19 protein-coding genes are annotated in these 22,099 nt (G+C 70.2%); 14 read left to right on the top strand and 5 right to left on the bottom strand.

Annotated elements, in window-relative coordinates:
* Window positions 1-860 precede the first annotated feature (860 nt).
* Window positions 861-1,946, top strand: a complete 1,086-nt coding sequence (locus tag PV963_RS36070; protein WP_274820663.1) for a zinc ribbon domain-containing protein — start codon at window positions 861-863, stop codon at window positions 1,944-1,946.
* On the opposite strand, the gene PV963_RS36065 is transcribed toward PV963_RS36070, so the two are convergent.
* Entirely contained in the window at window positions 1,925-3,250 is a 1,326-nt protein-coding gene (locus PV963_RS36065; RefSeq protein WP_274820662.1) for a radical SAM protein, read from the bottom strand. The two genes, PV963_RS36070 and PV963_RS36065, sit on opposite strands and share 22 nt — an antisense overlap.
* A 566-nt stretch (window positions 3,251-3,816) precedes the next feature.
* On the opposite strand from PV963_RS36065, the gene PV963_RS36060 reads away from it, so the two are divergent.
* A complete protein-coding gene (locus tag PV963_RS36060) occupies window positions 3,817-4,155 on the top strand; it encodes an inner-membrane translocator (RefSeq protein WP_274820661.1) in 339 nt (112 codons plus the stop codon).
* A 37-nt stretch (window positions 4,156-4,192) separates the two neighbouring features.
* On the opposite strand, the gene PV963_RS36055 is transcribed toward PV963_RS36060, so the two are convergent.
* On the bottom strand, window positions 4,193-5,200 hold the full coding sequence (locus PV963_RS36055) for a hydroxyacid dehydrogenase (RefSeq protein ID WP_274820660.1): 1,008 nt from the start codon (window positions 5,198-5,200) through the stop codon (window positions 4,193-4,195).
* Window positions 5,201-5,385: 185 nt separating this feature from the next.
* On the opposite strand from PV963_RS36055, the gene PV963_RS36050 reads away from it, so the two are divergent.
* Complete coding sequence (locus PV963_RS36050) at window positions 5,386-6,642, top strand: D-arabinono-1,4-lactone oxidase (RefSeq protein ID WP_274820659.1); 1,257 nt, start codon at window positions 5,386-5,388, stop codon at window positions 6,640-6,642.
* Window positions 6,643-6,699: 57 nt separating this feature from the next.
* Here the strand turns inward: PV963_RS36050 and PV963_RS36045 are convergent, their stop codons facing one another.
* On the bottom strand, window positions 6,700-7,050 hold the full coding sequence (locus tag PV963_RS36045; RefSeq protein WP_274820658.1) for a helix-turn-helix transcriptional regulator: 351 nt from the start codon (window positions 7,048-7,050) through the stop codon (window positions 6,700-6,702).
* Between the two features lie 135 nt (window positions 7,051-7,185).
* On the opposite strand from PV963_RS36045, the gene PV963_RS36040 reads away from it, so the two are divergent.
* The 9 genes from PV963_RS36040 to PV963_RS36000 all read left to right on the top strand — a co-directional run bounded on the left by PV963_RS36040 (window position 7,186) and on the right by PV963_RS36000 (window position 18,321).
* The gene (locus tag PV963_RS36040) at window positions 7,186-7,905 is read left to right on the top strand and encodes an ANTAR domain-containing protein (RefSeq protein ID WP_274820657.1); all 720 of its coding nucleotides are present in this window, start codon (window positions 7,186-7,188) and stop codon (window positions 7,903-7,905) included.
* 178 nt (window positions 7,906-8,083) lie between these two features.
* Window positions 8,084-9,343 carry an ROK family transcriptional regulator gene (locus PV963_RS36035; protein WP_274822211.1) on the top strand — a complete coding sequence of 420 codons (1,260 nt, stop codon included), beginning with the start codon at window positions 8,084-8,086 and terminating at the stop codon, window positions 9,341-9,343.
* Between the two features lie 220 nt (window positions 9,344-9,563).
* Window positions 9,564-10,829, top strand: coding sequence for an ABC transporter substrate-binding protein (locus PV963_RS36030; protein WP_274820656.1), 1,266 nt, complete (start codon window positions 9,564-9,566; stop codon window positions 10,827-10,829).
* Window positions 10,830-10,849: 20 nt separating this feature from the next.
* Window positions 10,850-11,815, top strand: a complete 966-nt coding sequence (locus PV963_RS36025) for a carbohydrate ABC transporter permease (protein WP_274820655.1) — start codon at window positions 10,850-10,852, stop codon at window positions 11,813-11,815.
* Complete coding sequence (locus PV963_RS36020; RefSeq protein WP_020275449.1) at window positions 11,812-12,693, top strand: carbohydrate ABC transporter permease; 882 nt, start codon at window positions 11,812-11,814, stop codon at window positions 12,691-12,693. Before PV963_RS36025 ends, PV963_RS36020 begins: the two co-directional genes overlap by 4 nt.
* Window positions 12,694-12,705: 12 nt before the next feature.
* The gene (locus tag PV963_RS36015) at window positions 12,706-15,573 is read left to right on the top strand and encodes a glycoside hydrolase family 2 TIM barrel-domain containing protein (protein ID WP_274820654.1); all 2,868 of its coding nucleotides are present in this window, start codon (window positions 12,706-12,708) and stop codon (window positions 15,571-15,573) included.
* 139 nt (window positions 15,574-15,712) lie between these two features.
* Window positions 15,713-16,708 (top strand): ABC transporter ATP-binding protein, encoded by a 996-nt coding sequence (locus tag PV963_RS36010; RefSeq protein ID WP_274822210.1) that lies wholly within the window; start codon window positions 15,713-15,715, stop codon window positions 16,706-16,708.
* 1 nt (window position 16,709) lies between these two features.
* Window positions 16,710-17,513, top strand: coding sequence for an ABC-2 family transporter protein (locus tag PV963_RS36005; RefSeq protein ID WP_274820653.1), 804 nt, complete (start codon window positions 16,710-16,712; stop codon window positions 17,511-17,513).
* 1 nt (window position 17,514) lies between these two features.
* Complete coding sequence (locus PV963_RS36000; RefSeq protein ID WP_274820652.1) at window positions 17,515-18,321, top strand: ABC transporter permease; 807 nt, start codon at window positions 17,515-17,517, stop codon at window positions 18,319-18,321.
* Here PV963_RS36000 and PV963_RS35995 read toward each other — a convergent pair.
* The gene (locus PV963_RS35995; protein ID WP_274820651.1) at window positions 18,311-19,579 is read right to left on the bottom strand and encodes an MFS transporter; all 1,269 of its coding nucleotides are present in this window, start codon (window positions 19,577-19,579) and stop codon (window positions 18,311-18,313) included. The two genes, PV963_RS36000 and PV963_RS35995, sit on opposite strands and share 11 nt — an antisense overlap.
* Window positions 19,580-19,886: 307 nt before the next feature.
* Here PV963_RS35995 and PV963_RS35990 point away from each other — a divergent pair, with 307 nt between their 5' ends.
* The gene (locus PV963_RS35990) at window positions 19,887-20,654 is read left to right on the top strand and encodes a hypothetical protein (RefSeq protein ID WP_274820650.1); all 768 of its coding nucleotides are present in this window, start codon (window positions 19,887-19,889) and stop codon (window positions 20,652-20,654) included.
* 12 nt (window positions 20,655-20,666) lie between these two features.
* On the opposite strand, the gene PV963_RS35985 is transcribed toward PV963_RS35990, so the two are convergent.
* The gene (locus tag PV963_RS35985) at window positions 20,667-21,041 is read right to left on the bottom strand and encodes a hypothetical protein (RefSeq protein ID WP_274820649.1); all 375 of its coding nucleotides are present in this window, start codon (window positions 21,039-21,041) and stop codon (window positions 20,667-20,669) included.
* A 102-nt stretch (window positions 21,042-21,143) separates the two neighbouring features.
* Here PV963_RS35985 and sigJ point away from each other — a divergent pair, with 102 nt between their 5' ends.
* Window positions 21,144-22,058: an RNA polymerase sigma factor SigJ gene (sigJ, locus tag PV963_RS35980; protein ID WP_274820648.1), complete on the top strand. Its 915-nt coding sequence runs from the start codon at window positions 21,144-21,146 to the stop codon at window positions 22,056-22,058.
* The last annotated feature ends 41 nt before the right edge of the window (window positions 22,059-22,099 follow it).

The following is a 22,099-nucleotide window of genomic DNA, read 5'->3' as shown; positions in this document are numbered from 1 at the left end:
AGGGCGAGACATCCCGCACTGCCTGCGGCCGCGCCGTCCTGACACAGCGGTTGATGAAAAGACCGGCGAGGTCCTGCCCGCTTCGGTGGGGGCGGAGCGTGTCGGCTGGTGCGTGGATCTGGTATCCGGCATGGTCGCCTCCCTGACCGCTGAGCACTGGAACGCCACCGCCGTGGACACGCTGGCCTCCGGGCAGGACGCGGGCGGCAGGACGCTGCCATCGAACGCCTGGATGGCGCTGCGGCGTCTCGGCTGGACCGTCGCCCCTGCGGAGGGCGTGAAGGTCAGTGACCGCATTGTGCGCATGGCGCAGGAGCAGACCGGGCGTGCTCTGCGGTCGGCGAAGTGGCGCGCAGACCTGGCCGTAGGTGTCATCAGGACGTGGCCGACCGATCCGGCGAATCGCACGCCGCAGGAGTGGGATGCCGTCCGCGATGCTGTTCCTGGCGGGGAGCTCCTGCCTTCGAGCATCATCAAGTCCCGCACCCGCCAGATCGCCTCGTTCATCCGCAAGCGCGACCGGATGCCGGCCGACCTGTTCGAGGTTGAGGCGTCGCCTCGGACAGCCAGGATGCTGCTGCTGTCCGCGTGCGACGGGCAGCAGGCCACCATCGAGCGGCATGAGGGCGATCCAGGCCGGGCCCTGCTGCGGTTGCAGCTCCCCACCCGCCCCGACCCGCAGTCCTACCGGGACTGGACATGGGTCGCCTGCCCCCTCGTGCTGCCGTCCACGATCCCGCCGAACGCGGTGTTGCACCTTCCCACCCTGCGCATCCATCAAGGCCGGGTGCGGGTCGATCTCGCCTACACCCACCCTGTCCCCAAGACCCAGCTGCACCGGGCACACGGTCGCGCTCGGCGTGGACTGGGGCCTCAATACCCTGCTCAGCGCGGGCGTTGCCCGGCTGCACGACAACGGAACCATCACCGCAGTCGGCGCGGGCGGCATGTTCCGCGCCACCGGTGTCCTCGCGAAACAACACCGCCTGCGCCACCTGTCCGAGCACCTGCACGCCAAGATCGACCAGTACCAGCGGATCACCAGCGGTGACGACCAGCACCCGTTGGCGGCCAAGCACGTCGTTTTGACCGAGGAGTTCCGGCACGTCTGCGACCGCCGGTCAAACCTCAATGATGCTCTGGCGTGGTCCGCTGCCCGCTGGGCCGTTGACCAAGCCATCGCGGCCGGTGCCACAGTGATCTATGTCGAAGACCTCCGCTCCATGGAGGCCAAGAGCATGGGCCGGACCATGAACACCCGCATGTCCCAGCAGGTGCGCGGGCAGATCATGGACCGCATGCGGCATCTCGCCGCCGAGGTGGGTATCGCCGTCGCGACGGTCCCGGCCCGGAACACCTCCAAGCACTGCCCGCAGTGCCTGGTACCACTGCGGCACCGAAAGGCCCCCGACCGGCCCACCGTTGCGGACTGGAAGTGGGCCATCTGCGCATCGTGCGGATATCAGAGCGACCGCGACACCGGGGCATGGAAGCGCATCGCCGCACGTGGCCTCACCCACCAGGCGAAGACCGTAACCGAGCGCACCAGCGGCGCAATGGTCATCCGCAGCGTGGTGGACAAACTCGAAGCCAAAGCCGTGGTCGCACCGACCACCGGGAAGACCAGCCGGGACCGGTCCAAGACCGGACCAACCCGGCCTCGTTCCACACGCCCCGCGCCCAGGCGACGCAGGGCACCCTCCCCCACCGGCCCATACGGTCCGGCGGGCAAGCGTCCGGAGGGACACGCTCACACGGGCCGGAGGCGGCTGCCCCGCGCAGCCCACCGGTACCAGGGCGTGACGACGATCAGCACACCCAGCAGCCAGCACAGGCCGCGAGGGGCAGCGCTGGGCGCGGGATTCCACCTGCACGCTCACGCCACCCCTCCACGGTGGACAGAACCCGCGCCAGACACTACGTCTTACACGGGATCGCTCAGCTGATCAGAGATGCTGTCCATGAAGGAGCTGACCGAGAAGACCGCGCGGCCGGCGCCGGGGGGACCGTAGCCGGGGGGCGAGGAGAGGCCGAAGTCCTCCATGGTCTGCCGGTACGCCTGGAGCAGGCGGATGTGGTACTCCAGGGGTGCGCCCTGGGGGTTGGCCTTGCCCAGCGGCGTCGTGGGCTCCGGGCACCAGGTGGTGAAGCGGGGCGTGATGCCGTGCGACATGAAGAAGCGCAGGCCCTCGGTGGTGGAGTCGATGGCCTCGTCGACCGTGGTGAAGCCGAACGGCTCGGCCATCTCCACGCCCGCCACGAAGTTGGGGATGACGTTGCGCGCGCCGAAGATCTCCGCCGAGTCGAGGATGCGCTTGTGCCACTCGTCGCGGCCGACGTAGCGCTCCTTGCCGGGGCAGTACATCTTGAACAGGTACTCGTCCCACACCTCGTAGTTGGGGTGGTAGATCTGCACGCCGTAGTCCTTGAAGCGCTGGACGTCGTCGCGCGGCAGTGCCTGGGCCACCACCTTGCCGATCCAGCGGCCGGGGAAGCGCTCCTCGATGGCCTTGGCGTAGTGGCCGTAGAAGTCGGCCTCGTCGCGGCCCGCGACGGTCTTGGTGATGGCGCCGCCGGTGAGGGTGTAGGCGGTGGAGGCCTTCGCCGTGTCGTAGCGGTCGATGATCTCCAGGGCCTCCAGGACCTCCTCGACGTCCTTCACCCCGGTGTACGGCCGCCCGGCGGCCTTGTGCTGGCGCCAGTTGTGGTTGATGTCGCAGTACTGGCACTCCTCCTTGGCGCCGAAGTACTGGCAGACCCGGAAGACGGTCAGGTAGATCAGGTAGCCCCACTGGATGGTCGGGGCCACCTCCATGACCGACTTCCCGCTCGCGAGGGTGTGCCGGTAGTACTCGGGCATCGGCGGCACGCCGACGTCGGAGATCCGCTTGCCGTCGAGGTAGAGGCCGAGCACGCCGTCCTCGTTCGCGGCGACGCGGTACGGCGAGGCCGGGTTCACGCGCACCGAGACGACGGTCCGGCGCAGGTCGTACGGGCCGCCGGTGAGGATGATCTCCTCGGGCGGCCGGCGCAGCGCGGCCTCGCCCAGTTCGGGCAGGGTGCCGTGGTCGAAGGAGAAGATGAAGTACGACTTCGGCTTGACCTCGCCGCCCTCGTTGTCGCTGAGCGCGGAGGGGTCGAAGGCCACGCCGCCGCGGAGCAGGTCCTCCTTGAAGACGGCCTCCCGCGGGACATGCGGGAATCGCTCCATCAGATCCTCGACCAGCGCGGTACGGCTGCCGCTGCCCATCCCGACTCTCCTCCCGGTTCGGACGTACGACTCCTCACGGTATGCCCATGGGTGCGCGAGGCTGGTACCGGGTCCCCTTGAGCCGGACTTACGCCCCGTATGTCCGCAAGTTACTGCCGGCCCGCGATCAGCGGCCTGACGGCCTGTAGCGTGCCGGCTCGCGGCGGAGCCCACAGCCGCGGGCGTGAAGGAGCGGGGATGTCGGGAGCTGACCCTGGGCTCGGAGGTGGTCCCCATCGTGGTCGGGGTGCTCCTGTACTTCACCTTCGCCTTGTTGCTGCCCCTTCTCCACCGAGCCGTGCGGCTGACCGTGCTGTCTGCGGCGCCCGGTTGTTCGTCCTCGTCGTGGTGATCATGGCCGACAGCGTGGCGGTGCCGGCGGGCCGGCGCGGCCATGTTCGCCGCCGCCGGGGGCGCGACTCTCTGGCGTACCAGCTCCTGTGATGCCGAGCGAGCGCATGCCGCTCCGCTCACGACCGGGCGGCTCATGAAGAGCGGAGCACGCCTGGGTTGCAAATCTGCGACGACCCGGGGTGGAGGGGTGAGTTCCGCACGACGATACGGGCATGCCCGAACACGACGACAAGCAGCCCTCCACCGGGAACGACGCGCTCACCGCGGGATGTCTCCTGCTGCTCGTGCTGGTGGCGGACGCGGCGGCCGGATTTCTGGTCGTCCTCCTGCTCGCGGCACGGGGACTGGGCCGGATGGACGCCGGCTCCGGGCAGACACCAGCCGCCGCGCTCCCTGCGGACTGGGCACCACTGCTGTCCTTCGGCGCCCTGGCCCTGGCAGTGGGAGTGACGGGCGTCCTGCTGCTGCGGCTCGGGCACCCAATCATCGGGGCGGTCCAACTGGTGCTCTGCATCGTTCTCGCAGGCCACGCGCTGGGGTCATGGCCCTGACCCGGGAACGATCAGCGATGGAGTCCCCGACAGGGGATCAGGCCTCGCGCTCCAGTGCCGCCAGGTCGACCCCGTACGCCGGTTTCCCCCCGGCCAGCAGCCGTTCCGCCTCCTCCGCGACCGTCAGTCCGAGGCGGGCCAGTTCGTTGCCCTGGGAGCCCGCGAGGTGCGGGGTGACGAAGGCTCCGGGCAGGTCGTAGAGGGGCGAGTCGGCGGGGAGCGGCTCGGGGTCGGTGACGTCGAGGATCGCGGTCAGGCGCCCGGCGCGCAGCTCCGCCACAAGGGCGTCGTGGTCGACCAGGGCGCCGCGCGCGGTGTTGATCAGCACCGCCCCGTCGGGCATCAGGGCCAGCTCGCGGCGGCCGATCATGTGGTGGGTCTCGGGCGTCTCGGGGGCGTGGACGGTGACGATGTCGGACGAGCGCAGCAGGTCGTCCAGTGGCAGCAGGGGGACACCGAGCGCGGCGGCCTCCTGCTCGTCGACGTACGGGTCGGTGAGGGCGGGCCGCAGATCGAAGGGGCGGAGCAGTTCGAGGACGCGGCGGCCGATGCGGGAGGCACCGATGAGGCCGACGCGGCGGCCGTAGTTGCCGATGCCGGGGACGACGCCCCAGCCGGAGGAGGTGCGAGTGGCGCGCATCCGGTCGCGGGCGACGAGGACGTCCTTCCCGGCCAGCAGGATCATGGCGAGGGTGTACTCGGCGACCGGCAGCGCGTTGGCGGCGGCGGCCGAGGAGACGGCGATGCCGCGCCGCCAGACCTCGGGAGTGGCGAAGGACTTCACCGAGCCAGCCGAGTGCAGCACGGCGCGCAGCCGGGGTGCCGCGTCGAGCACCGCCGCGTCGAGCCGGGGGCAGCCCCAGCCGGTCACCAGGATCTCGGTCCGGGCCAGCACCTCGCGCACGCCCGGGTCGGCGAAGTCCCGCGCCACGAGCGCCGGATCGATGTCCACGGACTCCCGCAGCCGCGCCAGCACCTCGGGCGGGAAGACCTGCGGCACGTTCTCCGCGGTCATGGCGAACAGTGCCTGGGGGCGCTGGCTCAAGGAGGTGACCTTCCGGCTCGGGCACACACAGAACGGAACGGCTCCCCGGAACCCAGGCAGAAACCGCTCTCTACGACGTCTCCACGGTAGGCCGGTCCGGGCCGCGGCGGCAATGGACTCCGGGGCCGGGGTAGGTTCCGGCAGGGGCTTTCCCGGTCCCCGCTGTCTCGGGGAAGGACGACGCGATGAACGGGACCGTGACCAACTGGGCGGGGAACATCACCTACGCGGCCAAGGAGCTGCACCGGCCGGGCTCGCTCACCGCGCTGCGCGCGCTCGTCGCGGACAGCGACCGGGTGCGGGTGCTGGGCAGCGGACACTCGTTCAACGAGATCGCCGAGCCGGGCGCCGAGGGCGTCCTGGTGTCGCTGGCCGCCCTGCCCCCGGAGGTGGACGTCGACACGGCGGCCCGCACGGTCCGGGTCGGCGGCGGCGTGCGCTACGCGGAGCTGGCCCGCCGGGTGCACGGCCAGGGCCTGGCACTGCCCAACATGGCGTCGCTGCCGCACATCTCGGTGGCCGGGTCGGTCGCGACCGGCACCCACGGCTCGGGAGTGCTCAACGGCCCGCTGTCGGCGGTCGTACGCGAGGTGGAGCTGGTCACGGCGGACGGCTCGACGGTGAGCATAGGCCGGGACGAGGAGCGGTTCGGCGGGGCCGTCACCTCGCTCGGGGCGCTCGGGGTCGTCACCGCGCTCACCCTCGACCTGGAGCCGGCGTACGAGGTGGAGCAGCACGTGTTCACCGAACTGCCCTTCCAGGGGCTGGACTCCGGGACGTTCGAGACGGTGATGGCGACGGCGTACAGCGTCAGCCTGTTCACCGACTGGCGCGCGCCGGGCTTCAGGCAGGTGTGGCTCAAGCGGCGCTCCGACCAGCCGCTGCCCGCCTTCCCCTGGGCCGCTCCGGCCACCGAGAAGATGCATCCCGTGCCGGGTATGCCCGCGGTCAACTGCACCGAGCAGTTCGGTGTGCCGGGGCCGTGGCACGAGCGGCTGCCGCACTTCCGGGCGGAGTTCGTCCCGAGCAGCGGGGCGGAGTTGCAGTCGGAGTACCTGCTGCCGCGCGGACACGCCGTCGAGATGCTGCACGCGCTGGACGCGATCCGGGAGACCGTCGCCCCCGTCCTCCAGACCTGCGAGGTGCGCACGGTCGCCGGCGACGACCAGTGGCTGAGCCCGTCCTACGGCCGGGACACCGTGGCGGCGCACTTCACCTGGGTCGAGGACACGTCGGCGGTGCTGCCGGTGGTGCGGCGGGTGGAGGAGGCGCTGGCCCCGTTCGGGGCGCGGCCGCACTGGGGGAAGGTGTTCACCGTGCCCGCGTCCGCGCTGCGCGGGCTGTATCCGCGGCTCGGCGATTTCCGGGCGCTGGCGCGGGAGTTGGACCCGGAGGGGACGTTCGCCAACGCCTTCGTGCGGGACCTGCTGACAGACGCGTAGCAGGAACGGACGCGTAACAGGCCAGACCCGGCCGTCCGGCGGCGGACGGCCGGAGGGTCAGGTCGTGGCGTGCGGCCGGCCAGGTCCGCTGGGGGCCGTGGCGCGGTCGGCCTCGTCCTTGACGAGCAGGGAGAGCAGCGACGCCACGGTCAGACCGGCCTCGGCGGGGTGCCGCAGCACCTTGCCGGGGTCGATCCGGTACGTGTTGGTGCGGCCCTCCCGGGTGTGGGAGAGATAACCGTCCTGCTCCAAATCGGAGATGATCTTCTGGACGGCACGTTCGGTGAGCCGGCAGTGAGCCGCGATGTCCCGGATACGGGCGCTGTGATTGTCGGCGATGGCTGCCAGCACCCGGGCATGGTTGGTGAGAAACGTCCATCCGGTGTGTGGCTCGGGCACTCCATCCATGCTTCAACTCTACCGACCAGGCGTACACGTATTCAAAAACACGTACTGCGTTTCATGTATTGGTTGACGGGTGTGGGGTAGAGAGGCAACGCTGGAAAATGGAGGCAGGGCGAACAGACAAGGGAGAACGGGGCCATGCCGGACCCTGCGCACTCTGCGACGGCGATCCCGCCATGCGTGGCGACCATGGACGTCGTACCGGACGGCGACCGGATGACCGTCACCGTGTGGGGTGAACTCGACCTGGGCAGCCGTCGGCTGCTGCCGGATCTGCACGACATCCTGACGTTGTCGGGCAGCGGCGTCGACCTGCGTCTGGACGCGGTCGGGTTCTGCGACTGCTCCGGGCTCAACATGCTGCTCGACCTGCGCCTACGCGCCCTCGACCAGGGCAAGACGGTCGCCGTCCGCTCCAGCGGCCTCGCGGTCGAGCGCCTGCTCGACCTGACCGGCACCCGCGAGCTGTTCGCGGCCTCGGGCCCGCGCCAGGACGCCGTACGTCCGGCCGGCGAGGAGCCCGGCGCGCGGACGGCCGACGAGGACCAGGACCTGCGCGCCGAAGTCGCCCAGCTGCGACGGGCCATGCAGACCCGGCCGACCATCGACCTGGCCCGCGGGATCCTGATGGCCTCCTTCAGCCTGAGCCCCGAGGCGGCCTGGAGCGTGCTGGTCAGGACCTCCCAGAACACCAACACCAAGCTGCACCACCTGGCCCGGGACCTGGTGGGCACCGTACACGGCAACACGCTGCCCGAGCCGGTGCAGCAGCAACTCGCGGCGGCCGTCGCGAGCACGAGCCCCCACGGCGAGGCGGCGGCGTGCCCCGCGAGCGGAGCCGTCGAGGACGGGGACTGAAGCACCCGCACGGGTCCGGTGGCATCATGAGCGGGCCACGATCGGCCACCACCAGCTCTCACCAGGAGCGCACTTTATAAAGCCCCTTTCCTAACCCCTTGTCGAAAGTCCCGGCAGCCCATAGCCTTGCGCCGCGCCGGTGCCGAAGTCGACCCGGCCCGAGCCGGTCTGGGAAGGGATGGGCACCCTGGTGAAGCGCACATCACGTGACATCCGCACCGCGAACCGCTACGAGGTGCTGCGCCAGATCATCGCCGAGTCACCGACCTCCCGGCAGGAGCTGGCGGCCGCCACCGGCCTCAGTCTCGCCACGGTCGCCACCCTCGTCGGCGAGCTGCTCGACCTCCGCATGATCACGGAGGTCGGCTTCGAGGACTCGGCCGGCGGCCGCCCCCGGGGCCTGGTGGCGGTCAACAGCTCGGGAGGCGCGCTGATCGGCGTCGACATCGCCGAGACGTACGTCCATGTCGAGCTGTTCGACCTGGGGCTGAACGTCCTCGCCCGCGCCGAGGAGGACGTGCGCGCAGGCGAGAGCCTGCCGGAGCAGGTGGTGGGCCATGTGGCCACCGCGGTCGGCTCGGTGGTCACCCAGGCCGGCATCGAGGGCGCCCGGGTGCTCGGGGTCGGGGTGAGCGTGCCGGGGCAGGTGGACCGCGCCACCGGCACCTCGGAGTACGCGCCCAACTGGGACTGGCACGACGTACCGCTGCTCGACCTGCTCACCGAGCACATCGCCTATCCGCTGCACCTGGACAACCCGCTGCGTGCCAGCGCGGTGGCCGAGCTGTGGTTCGGGGCGGCGCGCGGGCGCGGGAACGCCGTCGTGGTCAACCTCGGGACCGGGGTGGGCGCCGGGCTGGTCCTGGGCGGCGGGCTGCACCGCGGGGTGAGCAACAGCGCCGGGGAGTGGGGCCACACCACGATGGTGCTGGACGGACGCCTGTGCCGCTGCGGCAACCACGGCTGCGTGGAGACGTACGTCGGCGCGCGCGGCATCATGCTGAACCTGCGCGAGATCGGCCCCGACAGCGCACTGCTGCACCCGGACGACCAGACGGCGACCATCGACGCGCTGGCGCGCGGGGTCGCGGCGGACGACCCGGTGGCCCGCAAGGTCGTCCAGGAGACGGCCCGTTACCTGGGCGCCGGCGTCGCGGACCTGGTGAACCTGTTCAACCCCGAGATCGTCGTGCTGAGCAGCTGGGTCGCCCGCACCCTGGGCGAACCGCTGCTGCACGAGGTGCGCGAGGCCGTCGCCCGGCACGCGCTGCCGCGGCCGCTGGCCGCCACCGAGATCGTCCTCTCCCCGATCCCCACCGACCCGGTGTGCCTGGGCGCGGCGACGTTCGCGCTCGAAGGGGCGCTCCAGGCCGTCGGGCAGAAGAACGGCAAACGCACCACCCTCGCGCGCAGCCGCACCACCGCTCCACCCCCGTAGCGGCGGAAGCAACTCCTCCGCCACCCCCGCATGTTCGAAATCGCGAACCGGACACAACGCTTCGAACAGACTTCGTCCAACCCCTTGCCGAAGCCTTAGCCGAAGCTCTAGCGTCCCGCACCGCACCTCTCTTTGAGCCATCCGGCGCGAGCCGCCAGCTCGTGAGCCATCAGGCAGTGAGCCGAAGAGCCGCAGCCGCACTCGAGACAAGGACGTCAGCATGTCGGCATCGAGCAACATGAACTGGGACCGCCGAACCGTACTGCGGGCCGCGATGGGCCTGGCCGCCGCCGGCGGACTCGCCGCGTGCGGCAGCAACACCGGCCGGGGCGGTGGGGCCGGGTCGGGCAAGGGCCTCGTCCAGTACTTCCACGCGTACGGCGAGGCCGGTGTCGAGCAGGCCGTCAAGCGGTACGCGAAGGCCTACAAGGGCGCCAACGTGACCACGCAGTGGATCACCGGCAACAACTTCGAGCAGAAGCTCTTCGCCGCGCTGCTCACCAAGAACGCGCCGGACGTCTTCGAGTTCCACCCGCAGATCCAGATGGTCAAGAGCGGCCAGGTGGCGGACCTGACCGACATCATCGAGCCGGTCAAGGACGACTTCAACCAGGCCGACATCAAGTCGCACACGGTCGACGGCAAGATATACGGCGTCCGGATGATCGACGACCCGCAGTTCCTCTTCTACCGGCCCTCGATGTTCGAGAAGGCGAACATCGAGGTGCCGACCACGCTGGAGGAGCTGATCGAGGCTGCCGACAAGCTGACCACGAGCAAGGTCAAGGGCATCTTCCTCGGCAACGACCTGACCTCGGTGGACCGCCCGCTGATCTGGTCGGCCGGCGCCGACACGCTCACCGCGGACAACAAGCCCGCCTTCAACACCGACGCCGTCGCCGAGGGCCTCAAGCAGCTGCGCGGTCTCTTCACCAGCGGCAACCTGCTCCTCGACGCCCCCGCCGACTCGTGGGACCCGTCGGCTTTCATCCAGGGCCTCACCGCGATCCAGTGGTGCGGCATGTGGGCCATGCCGGCCATGCAGAAGGCGCTCGGCGACGACATCGGCATCTTCCCCTTCCCGAAGGTCGGCTCGGCCGGCAAGCAGTCCGTCTACAACGGCGGCTGGTCGATGTTCGTCAACGCCAAGAGCAAGAACGTCGAGGCGGCCAAGGAATACGTCAAGTGGCTGTGGATCGACCAGAAGCAGTACCAGGAGGACTTCGCCACCTCCTACGGCTTCCACATCCCGCCGCGCACCTCGCTCGCCGAGTCCGCGGACAAGCTGAAGTCCGGCCTGCCGGCCGAGGGCGTGAAGCTCTTCAACGAGTTCGGTCACTTCGACAACATCGGCTGGACGCAGGCCATGATCGCCTCCTTCTGGGACGTGATCGCCAACACCGTCCGCAAGAACGGCGACCCGAAGGCCGCGCTCGACGCCTGTGAGAAGAAGGTCGACGCCGAACTCAAGAAGCTCTTCGGTTAGGCCGCCGGACGGATCTCGACATGTCGACCACCACCACACGCGGGGTCGCCCAGCCCGCCCCGGCCAAGGTCTCCAAGACCCGGCCGCGGCGGGGCCTGAGGGCGAACAGCACCTTCAACTTCTGGCTCTTCACCGGTCCGTTCCTGATCGGCCTGGTGATCTTCGTCTTCGTGCCCATCGGCTGGAGCATCTGGCTCAGCTTCTTCGAGGCACGCTTCACGGTCACGCCGAGCAACTTCGTCGGCTTCGACAACTACAAGCAGATCCTGACGGACACGAACTTCAGGAACTCGCTGGTCACCTTCACCGTGTTCGCCGCGTTCATCGTGCCCGCCACCTGGGCCATGTCGCTGGGACTCGCCCTGCTGGTGAACCGGGTGCGGTTCATGCGGGCGTTCTTCCGGTCGGTGTTCTTCCTGCCGACCGCGGTCAGCTATGTGGCGGCCTCACTGATCTGGAAGATGTCCATCTTCAACGGCGTCCGCTTCGGCTTGGCGAACACCGTGCTCGGCTGGTTCGGCGTCGAGAACATCGCCTGGCTGGCCAACCCCGATCCGCCCTGGTACTGGCTGGTCATCGTGACCGTCCGCCTGTGGCTCCAGTCGGGCTTCTTCATGATCCTTTTCCTGGCGGCACTCCAGAACATCCCGCAGGAGCTGTACGAGGCCGCCGCCATCGACGGCGCCAAGCGGGGCTGGCAGACCTTCCGGCACATCACACTGCCCCAGCTGCGGGCCACGTCCACCGCGGTGATCCTGCTCCTGCTGATCGCCGCCTACCAGGCCTTCGACGAGTTCTTCAACCTGCTCGCCAAGGCCACCTGGGGCCAGCCCCCGCTGGTCGAGCTGTACAAGATGGCCCTCGGCCAGAACCAGAACTACGGCGCGGGCAGCGCGGGCGCTGTCGTCCTGACCCTGCTCATCTGCGTCGTGACCCTGTTCCAGGGCAAGATCATGGGCTTCGGAAGGGGTGAGGAGTCCAAGTGACCACCACAGCACCCGACGTCACGAAGGCCGCGAAGCCGGTCAAGGCCAAGCGCGGCGGCGTCATGGGCAACACCGGTCTGTACATCGCGACCGGCGTCGCAACGATCCTCTTCCTGGTCCCCTTCTACCTGATCGTCCGCAACTCCCTGATGACGGACCCGGAGATCACGGGCGAGGAGTGGAAGTGGTTCCCCACCACCATCCAGTGGGGCAACTTCACCGAACCCTTCAACGACGTCACCGTGGATTTCGCTCAGTCCATGTGGAACTCCGTGGTCGTCGCCGTCCTGCACACCGCCGGCATCCTGCTGATCTGCTCGCTCGCCGGCTACGGCCTCGCCCGGATCCCGTACAAGCACGCCAACAAGGTGTTCTACGCCGTTCTGGTCACCCTGATGGTCCCCACGGCCGTCACGTTCGTGCCGAGCTTCGTCCTCGTCTCGTCCCTCGGCTGGGTGGACAGTTACCGGGGTCTCATCATCCCGGGCCTCTTCAGTGGTTTCACGTGCTTCCTGTTCCGGCAGTACTTCCTGGGGTTCCCGAAGGAGCTCGAGGAGGCGGCGCGCGTGGACGGACTCGGCTACTGGGGCGCGTACTGGCGTGTCGTCGTGCCGAACTCGCTGAACTTCTTCGCGGCCATCGCCACGATCACCTTCATCAACGGCTGGAACGCCTTCCTCTGGCCCCTGGTCATCGGACAGGATCCGAGTGCCTGGACAGTCCAGGTGGCGCTGTCGTCGTATATGACCAATCAGACCGTCAACTACCACCTGATCTTCATGGCCACGGCCATTTCCATCCTGCCCCTGGTGTTCGTCTTCCTCTTCCTCCAGCGCTGGCTGGTGCAGGGGATCGCCCAGACCGGCATCAAGGGCTGAGCTAGGAGACCGATGTCTTTCCGCACCACCTCCGTCGACTACGTCGAGGACGTCTCCCCGGGCAGCGGGGCCCTGCCGCCCCGCGCCTGGTACGCGTCCTCGGACGCGCAGTCCCTGTCCCTGAACGGCAGCTGGCGCTTCAGGCTGTCGGCGACGATCGACGCCGAGGACGACTCGTTCGCCGAGGAGGGCTACGAGGCCGGGGACTGGGCCGAGGTCACGGTCCCCGGGCACTGGGTCCTCCAGGGCGACGGGGCGTTCGGGTCCCCGATCTACACCAACCACCTCTACCCCTTCCCGGTGGACCCGCCGCACGTCCCGACGGAGAACCCGACCGGTGACCACCGGCGCGTCTTCGACCTGCCGTCCGACTGGCCGTCGGACGGCGGGGTGGTGCTGCGGTTCGACGGTGTCGAGTCCTGCGCCCGGGTGTGGCTGAACGGCACGGAGCTCGGCGAGTTCAAGGGCTCCCGGCTGCCGCACGAGTTCGCGGTCGGGCACCTGCTGAAGCCGGGCGGGAACGTGCTGGCCGTGCGCGTGCACCAGTGGTCGGCGGGGTCGTACCTGGAGGACCAGGACCAGTGGTGGCTGCCGGGCATCTTCCGTGACGTGACGCTGCTGCACCGCCCGGCGGGCAGTGTGGGCGACTTCTTCGTGCACGCCTCCTACGACCACACCACCGGCGAGGGCACCCTGCGCGTCGACTCCGACGTCGACGGGCGGGTGACAGTCCCGGCCCTGGACATCGATGCAGCCACCGGCGAGTCGGTGACGGTGGCCGTCGAGCCGTGGACCGCCGAGACGCCGCGGCTCTACGACGGTGTGCTGGCCACCGAGGGCGAGCGGGTGCCGCTGCGGATCGGCTTCCGCACGGTCGTCCTGGAGGACGGGCTCGTCAAGGTCAACGGCAAGGCCGTCCTCTTCAAGGGCGTCAACCGGCACGAGTGGCACCACGAGAAGGGCCGCGCCCTCGACCTGGAGACCATGCGCGAGGACGTGCTGCTGATGAAGCGGCACAACCTCAACGCGGTGCGCACCTCGCACTACCCGCCGCACCCGGCCTTCCTCGACCTGTGCGACGAGTACGGCCTGTGGGTCATCGACGAGTGCGACCTGGAGACCCACGGCTTCACCGAGCAGGACTGGCGGGACAACCCGGTCGACGACGACCGCTGGACCCCGGCCCTGCTGGACCGTGCCGCGCGGATGGTCGAGCGGGACAAGAACCACCCGTCGATCGTGTTCTGGTCGCTGGGCAACGAGGCCGGCACCGGGCGCGGGCTCACCGCCATGGCCGAGTGGATCCACGACCGCGACCCCGAGCGGCTGGTGCACTACGAGGGCGACTGGAACTGCCGCGACACTGACGTGTACTCGCGGATGTACGCCTTCCACGACGAGGTCGAGAAGATCGGGCAGCGGCTCGACGGCGGTACGCACAAGCGCCGTGAGCTCCCCTTCATCCAGTGCGAGTACGGCCACGCCATGGGCAACGGCCCCGGCGGGCTCGCCGACTACCAGGAGCTGTTCGAGAAGTACGAGCGGCTCCAGGGCGGGTTCATCTGGGAGTGGATCGACCACGGCGTCAAGCACCCCGAGCTGGGCTACGCCTACGGCGGTGACTTCGGCGAGGAGCTGCACGACGGCAACTTCGTCTGCGACGGGCTGGTCTTCCCGGACCGGACGCCGTCGCCGGGCCTCGTCGAGTACAAGAAGGTGATCGAGCCGGTCCACATCGAGGGCGACGGCGCGAACGGCATCGTGCGGATCACCAACAAGCAGGACTTCGCCGACCTGTCCGCGCTGGCCTTCGAGTGGTCGTGCCAGGTGGACGGCGAGACCGTCGAGTCGGGTTCGCTGTCGGTGCCGGCGCTCGCGCCGGGCGAGAGCGCCGAGGTGAAGCTGCCGGAGCCGCCCGTGGACGGCCGGGGCGGCGAACGCCAGTGGACCGTGCGGGCGCTGCTCGCGCACGACACGCTGTGGGCCGCGAAGGACCACGTCGTGGCCTGGGGGCAGTTCGCCGCGGGGGCACGGCCGCTGCCGTCCTTCCCCGCGAACGACCGGCCCGTGCGCGACGGGGACCGGTTCACCCTCGGCCCGGCGGCGTTCGACGCCCGCACCGGTGCGCTGCGGTCGATCGGCGACGTCGAGGTGAGCGCCCCGCGGCTGGACGTGTGGCGGGCGCCGACCGACAACGACGACGGCGCGGAGTGGCAGACCGACACCCGCTACGGGATGCTGTGGCGCACGCTCGGCCTGCACCGCATGCGCCACCGCCTGGTCTCGGTCGAGGCGGGCGACGACGCGCTGACGGTCCGCACCCGGGTGGCGCCCGCCGCCCGCGAGGTGGGCCTGGACACGGTGTACCGCTGGACGTCCGACGGCGAGCGGCTGAAGCTGACCGTGTCCGTGACGCCGGAGGGCGACTGGACGGTGCCGCTGCCCCGGCTCGGCGTCCGTTTCGGGCTGTCGGAGGCCGACCGGGTGGAGTGGTTCGGCGGCGGTCCCGGCGAGGCGTACCCGGACACCCGGACGGCGTCCATGGTGGGCCGCTGGCAGTCGACGGTGGACGGGCTCCAGACGCCGTACCTCCGCCCGCAGGAGAACGGCGCCCGCGCCGACGTCCGCTGGGTGGAGCTCGGCGGTCTGCGGATCGAGGGCGACCCGGAGTTCTGGTTCACCGCGCGGCGCTGGACCACCGAGCAGCTCGACGCGGCGCGGCACCGCACCGACCTCACGCCCGGCGACACGGTGTGGGTCAACCTCGACCACGGGCAGCACGGCATCGGCTCGCAGTCGTGCGGCCCGGGTCCGCTGCCGCAGTACTTCCTGAAGGCGGAGCCGGCTCAGTTCGCGTTCGTGTTCTCGACCACCAGGTAAGAAATCGATGTAAGAACTCGATTAATCGATTGACCAATTGATCGACATTCCGACAGGGTCGGGACGTCATCCGCGGCCGGTCGGCCCTCGAAGCCGACCGGCCGCAACTGCGTTCCCCGCAAGGAAGTTGGTGAGCCGGTTGAGTGCCGCCATCGAGGTCCGGGGGCTGTCCCGCACCTTCCACACCACCGTCCGCCGCCCCGGTTTCCTGGGCGCCGTCAGATCACTGGTCAATCCGGAGCGGGTGGCCAAGCACGCCGTCACCGACATCAGCTTCGACGTGGCCCCGGGCGAACTCCTCGCCCTGCTCGGCCCGAACGGCGCCGGCAAGTCCACCACCATCAAAATGCTCACCGGCATCCTCACGCCCACGTCCGGTGAGGCCCGGGTCGCGGGCGTGGTGCCGTACCGGGAGCGGGAGCGCAACGCCCGTAACGTCGGCGCGGTCTTCGGGCAGCGCACGCAGCTGTGGTGGGACCTGCCGGTGCGCGAGTCGTTCGCGATCCTGCGGGACATCTACGAGGTGCCGAAGGCCGAACACGCCGCCCGGCTCAAGGAGTTCGACGACATCCTGGAGCTGTCCTCGTTCTGGGACACCCGGGTCCGTCATCTCTCCCTCGGCCAGCGGGTGCGCAGCGATCTGGCCGCCGCCCTGCTGCACGACCCGCCGGTGGTCTTCCTCGACGAGCCGACGATCGGCATGGACGTGGTGGTCAAGGAGCAGGTGCGGGAGTTCCTGCGCCACCAGGTCGAACAGCGCGGCCGTACGGTCCTGCTGACCACGCACGACATGACGGAGGTCGAGCGGCTCGCCGAGCGGGTGGTGCTGGTCAACCACGGCCGGCTGGTCCTGGACGGCACCCTCGACGAGATCCGCCGGAAGTTCGGCTCGACCTGGCAGGTGCGGGCCACGCTGGCCGACCCGCACGCCGAGGTCGTCCCGCCGCCCGGCATCACGGTGCTCCGCCACAACGGCGCGCAGGCCGTCTTCGGCCCCGACGGGGCGAACGCGCCCACCGTCCACCAGGCGCTGAAGGCCGTGATCGAGCGGTTCGAGGTGACGGACATCGCCCTGGACGAGGCGGACCTGGAAGACGTGATGCGGGCCGCGTACGTGCACGCCGAGGAGGTCTGACGTGGCCGCGCCGCACGCCTGGCGCGCCGCCCGCGTCACCCCGCTCGGCGAGCTGAACGCCCCGCCCCGGATGACCGCCGTCGCGCTCCGGCTGGCCGTGCAGGTGGTGCTGGTCTGGTCACTGTGGCGCGGCCTGTACGCACAGACCGGCACGACCGCAGGGCTGAGCCGCGACCAGGCGGTGACCTACGCCGTGCTGGCCGTACTGGCGTCCCGGCTGCGGGAGCTGGACCAGTACGCGGGCCGGGACACGGTCCTCCAGCACATGCACTTCGGCACCATCGTCTACTGGTACCTGCGTCCGCTGCCGCCGCAGCGCTACTACGCCCTGCGGGCCGCCGGCGAGCAGCTGTACGGGCTCGCGTGGGCGCTGACGGGATACGTCATCTGCCTCGCCGCGGGCGTCGTCGAACCGCCCCGCTCGGCCGCGGTGACCGGGGTGTTCGTGCTCAGCATGCTGCTCGGCCAGTGGGTCCTGTACTACGTCATGCTCGTGCTCGACCAGCTGTGCTTCTGGACGGTCCGCAACACCGCCGCGATGCTCATCCTGCTGTTCGCGCAGAACCTGCTGTCCGGGGTGTACGCGCCGCTGTGGTTCTTCCCGGACTGGTTCCTGACGATGAGCGCCTTCCTGCCCTTCCAGGCCACGCTGAGCGTGCCGCTGTCGCTGTACGTGGGGCGGATCCCCCTGTCCGACGCGGCCTTCCAGCTCTCCGTCCAGGCCGCGTGGGTCGTGCTGCTGGCGTTGTTCACCCGGCTGCTGTGGCGGCGGGCCGCCCGGCGCGTGATCTCGCAGGGAGGCTGAGATGTCGGTGAAGGCTCTGCGGATCATCTGGCGCGTCACGGCGCTCAACTTCCGCGCGCAGATGGAGTACCGCACCGAGTTCCTGCTGATGATCGCGATCGGGGCGATCTGGCAGGTGTCGGTGATCGTGTTCGCCACGGTGCTGTTGTCCCGGTTCGCCGGGATGGGCGGCTGGGACAGCTCGGACGTGCTGCTGATCCCGGCGACGCGGATGCTGGCGCACGGTCTGTTCGTGCTGTTCCTGGGGCGGATGCACTGGGCCGGCCGGCAGATCCAGGAAGGCCGGGTCGACATCTACCTGATGCGCCCGATGCCGGTCCACCGGCAGATACAGCTGGCGTTCTTCCCCACCAACGCCATCGGGGACCTCACGGTCGCGGCCGGTCTGATGGTGGGAGCGCTGTCCCGCAGCGACCTGGACTGGACGGCGGGCCGCATCACGTATCTCATCGCGGCTGTGCTCGGCGGCATGCTCCTGGAGGCGGCGCTGTTCACGGTCGTGGCCAGCGCGTCCCTGCGCTTCCCGGCCGCCGACTACTGGGGCCGCTGGCTGGAGGAACTCCTCGGCACGTTCGGCAGCTACCCGCTGAACGTCCTCCCCAAGGCGGTGGGCGGCCTCCTCACCTACGGCCTCCCGCTCGCGTTCGTCGCCTACTTCCCGGCGGCGGTCCTGACGGGCCACGGCCACACGACGGGGGTGCCGTACTGGCTGGCGGCGGCGTCACCGCTGCTCGGGCTGCTGGCGTATCTGGGGTCGCGGCTGCTGTGGAGGTGGAGTCTGGGGTACTACAGCGGGGTCAACGGGTGAGGTTCCGACCCGACCCGCGGATGGGGGTGAACAGGGCCGTCACGGCCAGCAGGACGCAGGTCGCTCCGGCGGCCAGGGCGACCGGTGTCGTGCCCTGTTCCTCCGCGGCCCAGGTGAGGACGGCCGCGCCGATGGGTGCCGCCGCGTACTGAAGCGTCCAGAAGGCGGAGGTGACGCGGCCCAGGAGGTGCTCGGGCGTGACCTCCTGGCGCAGCGACATCGAGCAGGTGCCCGCCATGCCGACGCAGGCGAGGAACGCGGCGCTCAGGGCCGCCACGACCGGCACGTCGCGGGCCCAGCCGAGCCCCGCGAAGGCCAGTCCGCACACCGCGACCGAGCCGGTCCACGTCGGCCCGAAGCCGAGACGGCGACGGAACCGGGCCACGAGCAGGGCGCCGGTGATGGTGCCGAGCGCGCCGACCGCCATGACGGTGCCGACCGTGCCGTCGTCCTGGCCGAGGTCGTGCTTGAGGTGGTAGATGACCAGGTCGTTCAGGCCGAGCGTGAGGAAGCTGAAGACGAACAGCAGGGCGGTGAGCGAACGCAGCACGGGGTGGCCGTGGAGGAAGGCGACGCCGGTGCGCAGGTCCCGCCACAGGCCGGTGCGCCGGTCGGTGTGCTCGTCCGGGTTGCGCTTGCGCAACCGTACGAAGAACAGGCACGTGGCCGACACCCCGAAGCTGGCCGCGTCCACGCCGACCGCGGCGGCCGGACCGGACCAGGCGGCGACCAGACCGGCGCACAGTGGTCCGAGGACACCCGCGGCGGCGGCCGTCGCGTTCAACCGGCCGTTGGCCTCCGTGAGTTGCCCGGTGCCGACCAGGCCCCGTACGACCGTGACGTAGCCGACCGCGAACAGCATGCCCACGGCCTCGCACAGCGGCAGCACCACGTACAGCAGCCAGAGCTGCGGGCCGAACAGCCACACCAGCGGGATCACCCCGTACAGCCCCATGCGCACCAGGTCGCAGGCGATGAGCAGCCGCCGCCGGTCCACCCGGTCCACCACGGCCCCGGCGAACACCGCCGCCACGACCGAGGCCGCCCCGCCCACCGCCGTCAGCAGCCCCATCCGCGCGACCGAGCCCGTGACCTCCAGCACCAGCAGGGGCAGGGCGATCAGCGCGAAGGAGTCGCCGAGCACGGAGAGGGTCTGCGCGGCCCAGAAGATGCCGAAGTCCCGCTGCCGCCACAGGGGACGGGTGCCGGGTAAGCCCTCGTCGACGGCGTCCTCACGCCGCGCCGACCCGTGCGTCATGCCGCCGCCTCCCCGTGTCCCCGCCCCCTTGCTACAAGGGGAAGATCTACTCCTGGGACACTACAAGACGGCCACCGAGAACCGCCTGGGCGTGCCGCGCTGCCTCTACAACGAGAGCTACGGGGCGAAGCCGGCGTACACGGGGCTGTCGGACGGGCTCGACCCGCAGGCCCAGGCGAAAACCGATACCGGTGGGCGGTGCGGACGGAGTAACGTCCGCACCGTGAGGTGATCTCTCCCGCGGTGTCCCGGACGCCGCAGACGCGAACCCGACCCGGACCCCTGACGTTCCGAGGGAGAGATCACCATGCACATCACCTTGGGCAACACTCCTGACGACACCCTGGCCGCCTTCACCGCACGGGCGGCCGCCGATCCCGGCGTCGTCGGACTGGTCCTCAGCGGCTCCCGGGTCCACGAGGGCATGCCGACGGTCCACTCCGACTACGACCTGCACGTGATCCTCGAGGACGAGCACGCCTCGCCGATCGCCGAGTTGGACTGGTTCCGCTCCGCCCACCTGGACCTCGTGGTCATTCCGCTGGCGGAGTTCCGCACCCGCGGCATGCCCGGCCGCCCCGACAGCTTCGCGCGCTACTCCTACGTCCACGCCGAGGTACTGCTCGACCGGCTCGACGGGACCATCGCCCGGTTCCTCGACGAGAAACGGACGCTGGGCGCCACCGAGGCCCGGGCCGCCGTCGACGGCTGGCTCGACGCGTACGTCAACCAGACATACCGCTCCCTGAAGAGCTACCGTGACGCCCGCCCCGCCATGGGCCACCTGGACGCCGCCGAGTCCGTCCCCTACGCCCTGGAGGTGCTCTTCGCCCTGCACCGCCGCGTCCGGCCCTACAACAAGTACCTCCGGTGGGAGCTGGAACGGCAGCCCCTGGGCGAGCCCCGGTGGGACGCGAGCCGGCTCCTGCCGGTCGTCGGCCGGATCCTGGCCGACGGCGACCCGCCCACCCAGCGCACCCTCTTCGCCGACATCGAGGAGACGGCACGGCGGGCCGGCCACGACCGGGTGCTCGACGCCTGGGGCGCGGATCTGGAGCTGCTGCGTCAGCCATGACCCACTGGGACCTCAGCGCCGGGCCAGCGCCAGCACGCTCAGACCGAACATCAGGACTCCCAGGGGGAGATGGACCGACGGGACGTGTGCGATGCCGAGCACGACCTGCACCGAGGCGAGTACGAGGAAACCCGACGCGTGCCAGACAGGCCGGGGCGAGCCGCCGCCCGGCTTCCACGCCAGGACCGCCGCGAGCACGTACAGCATCGTCGCCCCGTACATCACACGGGCTCCGACATCGTGCAGCGTCTCTCCGTAGGACGAGGTCGGCAGCAGCCCGGCGGAGACCGCCTGGAGGAAGATGGTCAGGGTCTGCAGGGCGATCGCGAACCGCAGGAACGAGGAGCCGCGCCGTGCGTTCGCGGTCGCCGTCATCTGTGTGGCCATGTCACAGTTCCCCTTGTCCGCCCTCGGGCAGTAGGTCGATAAGGTCTCACCGGCTCGACGACGCGGGCCTCGGAAAGGTAAGGCGAGGGGGCGGCCGGAAGCATGGGAACTGTCGGGGGCGGCACGGATGAGATAGCCGGCGAGCGACGCCAACTGATCAATGTCGCTTACCGGTTGCTCGGTTCGGTGACCGAGGCCGAGGACGCCGTGCAGGATGCCTACGCCCGCTGGTACGGGCTGCCACGAAACCGGCAGGAGGAGATCCGGTCCCCGGGTGCGTGGCTGACGACGGTGACCGGCCGCATCTGCCTGGACCTGCTCGGCTCGGCGCGGGCCCGCCGTGAACGTTATGTCGGCGCGTGGCTGCCCGAGCCGCTGCCCGACCGAACCGAATGGGACCACGCGGGCGGCGCCGGCCCCACCGGCCCTGCGGACCCCGCCGAACAGATCGTCCTGGACGAGTCGGTGACCATGGCCTTCCTCGTCGTCCTGGAGTCGATGACGCCCGCCGAGCGGGTGGCGTTCGTCCTGCATGACGTCTTCCGGTACCCGTTCGCCGAGATCGCCGACGTGCTCGGCCGGACTCCCGCGGCCTGCAAGCAGCTGGCGGCCTCCGCCCGGCGGCGGGTGAGTGTCGCACGCGCTCCGGTGACGGCGACCGGCCAGGCCGACGTGGTGAGGCACGTCAAAGAGGCCTGGGAGACCAAGGACATCGCGGCCCTCGTCGGTCTCCTCGACCCGGCCGCCGTGATGACCGCCGACGGCGGCGGCATGGTCGGCACCGTCCTGCGCCCGGTCGAGGGCGGCGCGCGCATCGCCCAGTACATGGTCGCCATCGCCGGCAAGGCGCCGGGGCTCGAGCTCCTGGAGCGGTCGGTCAACGGTGTGCCGGGCCTGGTGGCCCAGCGTGCCGGCGTCGTCATGACCGTGGCATCGTTCGACGTCTCCGACGGGCGCGTCTGCCGGATCTGGGCGGTCCGCAACCCGGAGAAGCTGCGGCCGTGGGCGTGGTCGTAGGCCCCGTCCGCCGTTTCATCTCCCACTGTTTCCCCCGTGTC

This window comes from Streptomyces coeruleorubidus (assembly GCF_028885415.1).
GTDB classification, from domain to species: domain Bacteria; phylum Actinomycetota; class Actinomycetes; order Streptomycetales; family Streptomycetaceae; genus Streptomyces; species Streptomyces coeruleorubidus_A.
Note: the sequence above shows the minus strand (reverse complement) of the source record. Positions and strands in the feature narration are given on the sequence as shown.

What these genes read in the sequence shown, in the direction of transcription:
- PV963_RS36065 (WP_274820662.1), bottom strand. Translation starts at nt 3,250, where the DNA reads ATGGGCAGCGGCAGCCGTACCGCGCTGGTCGAGGATCTGATGGAGCGA.
- PV963_RS36060 (WP_274820661.1), top strand. Translation starts at nt 3,817, where the DNA reads ATGCCCGAACACGACGACAAGCAGCCCTCCACCGGGAACGACGCGCTC.
- PV963_RS36050 (WP_274820659.1), top strand. Translation starts at nt 5,386, where the DNA reads ATGAACGGGACCGTGACCAACTGGGCGGGGAACATCACCTACGCGGCC.
- PV963_RS36045 (WP_274820658.1), bottom strand. Translation starts at nt 7,050, where the DNA reads ATGGATGGAGTGCCCGAGCCACACACCGGATGGACGTTTCTCACCAAC.
- PV963_RS36040 (WP_274820657.1), top strand. Translation starts at nt 7,186, where the DNA reads ATGCCGGACCCTGCGCACTCTGCGACGGCGATCCCGCCATGCGTGGCG.
- PV963_RS36035 (WP_274822211.1), top strand. Translation starts at nt 8,084, where the DNA reads ATGGGCACCCTGGTGAAGCGCACATCACGTGACATCCGCACCGCGAAC.
- PV963_RS36030 (WP_274820656.1), top strand. Translation starts at nt 9,564, where the DNA reads ATGTCGGCATCGAGCAACATGAACTGGGACCGCCGAACCGTACTGCGG.
- PV963_RS36025 (WP_274820655.1), top strand. Translation starts at nt 10,850, where the DNA reads ATGTCGACCACCACCACACGCGGGGTCGCCCAGCCCGCCCCGGCCAAG.
- PV963_RS36015 (WP_274820654.1), top strand. Translation starts at nt 12,706, where the DNA reads ATGTCTTTCCGCACCACCTCCGTCGACTACGTCGAGGACGTCTCCCCG.
- PV963_RS36000 (WP_274820652.1), top strand. Translation starts at nt 17,515, where the DNA reads ATGTCGGTGAAGGCTCTGCGGATCATCTGGCGCGTCACGGCGCTCAAC.
- PV963_RS35995 (WP_274820651.1), bottom strand. Translation starts at nt 19,579, where the DNA reads ATGACGCACGGGTCGGCGCGGCGTGAGGACGCCGTCGACGAGGGCTTA.
- PV963_RS35990 (WP_274820650.1), top strand. Translation starts at nt 19,887, where the DNA reads ATGCACATCACCTTGGGCAACACTCCTGACGACACCCTGGCCGCCTTC.
- PV963_RS35985 (WP_274820649.1), bottom strand. Translation starts at nt 21,041, where the DNA reads ATGGCCACACAGATGACGGCGACCGCGAACGCACGGCGCGGCTCCTCG.
- sigJ (WP_274820648.1), top strand. Translation starts at nt 21,144, where the DNA reads ATGGGAACTGTCGGGGGCGGCACGGATGAGATAGCCGGCGAGCGACGC.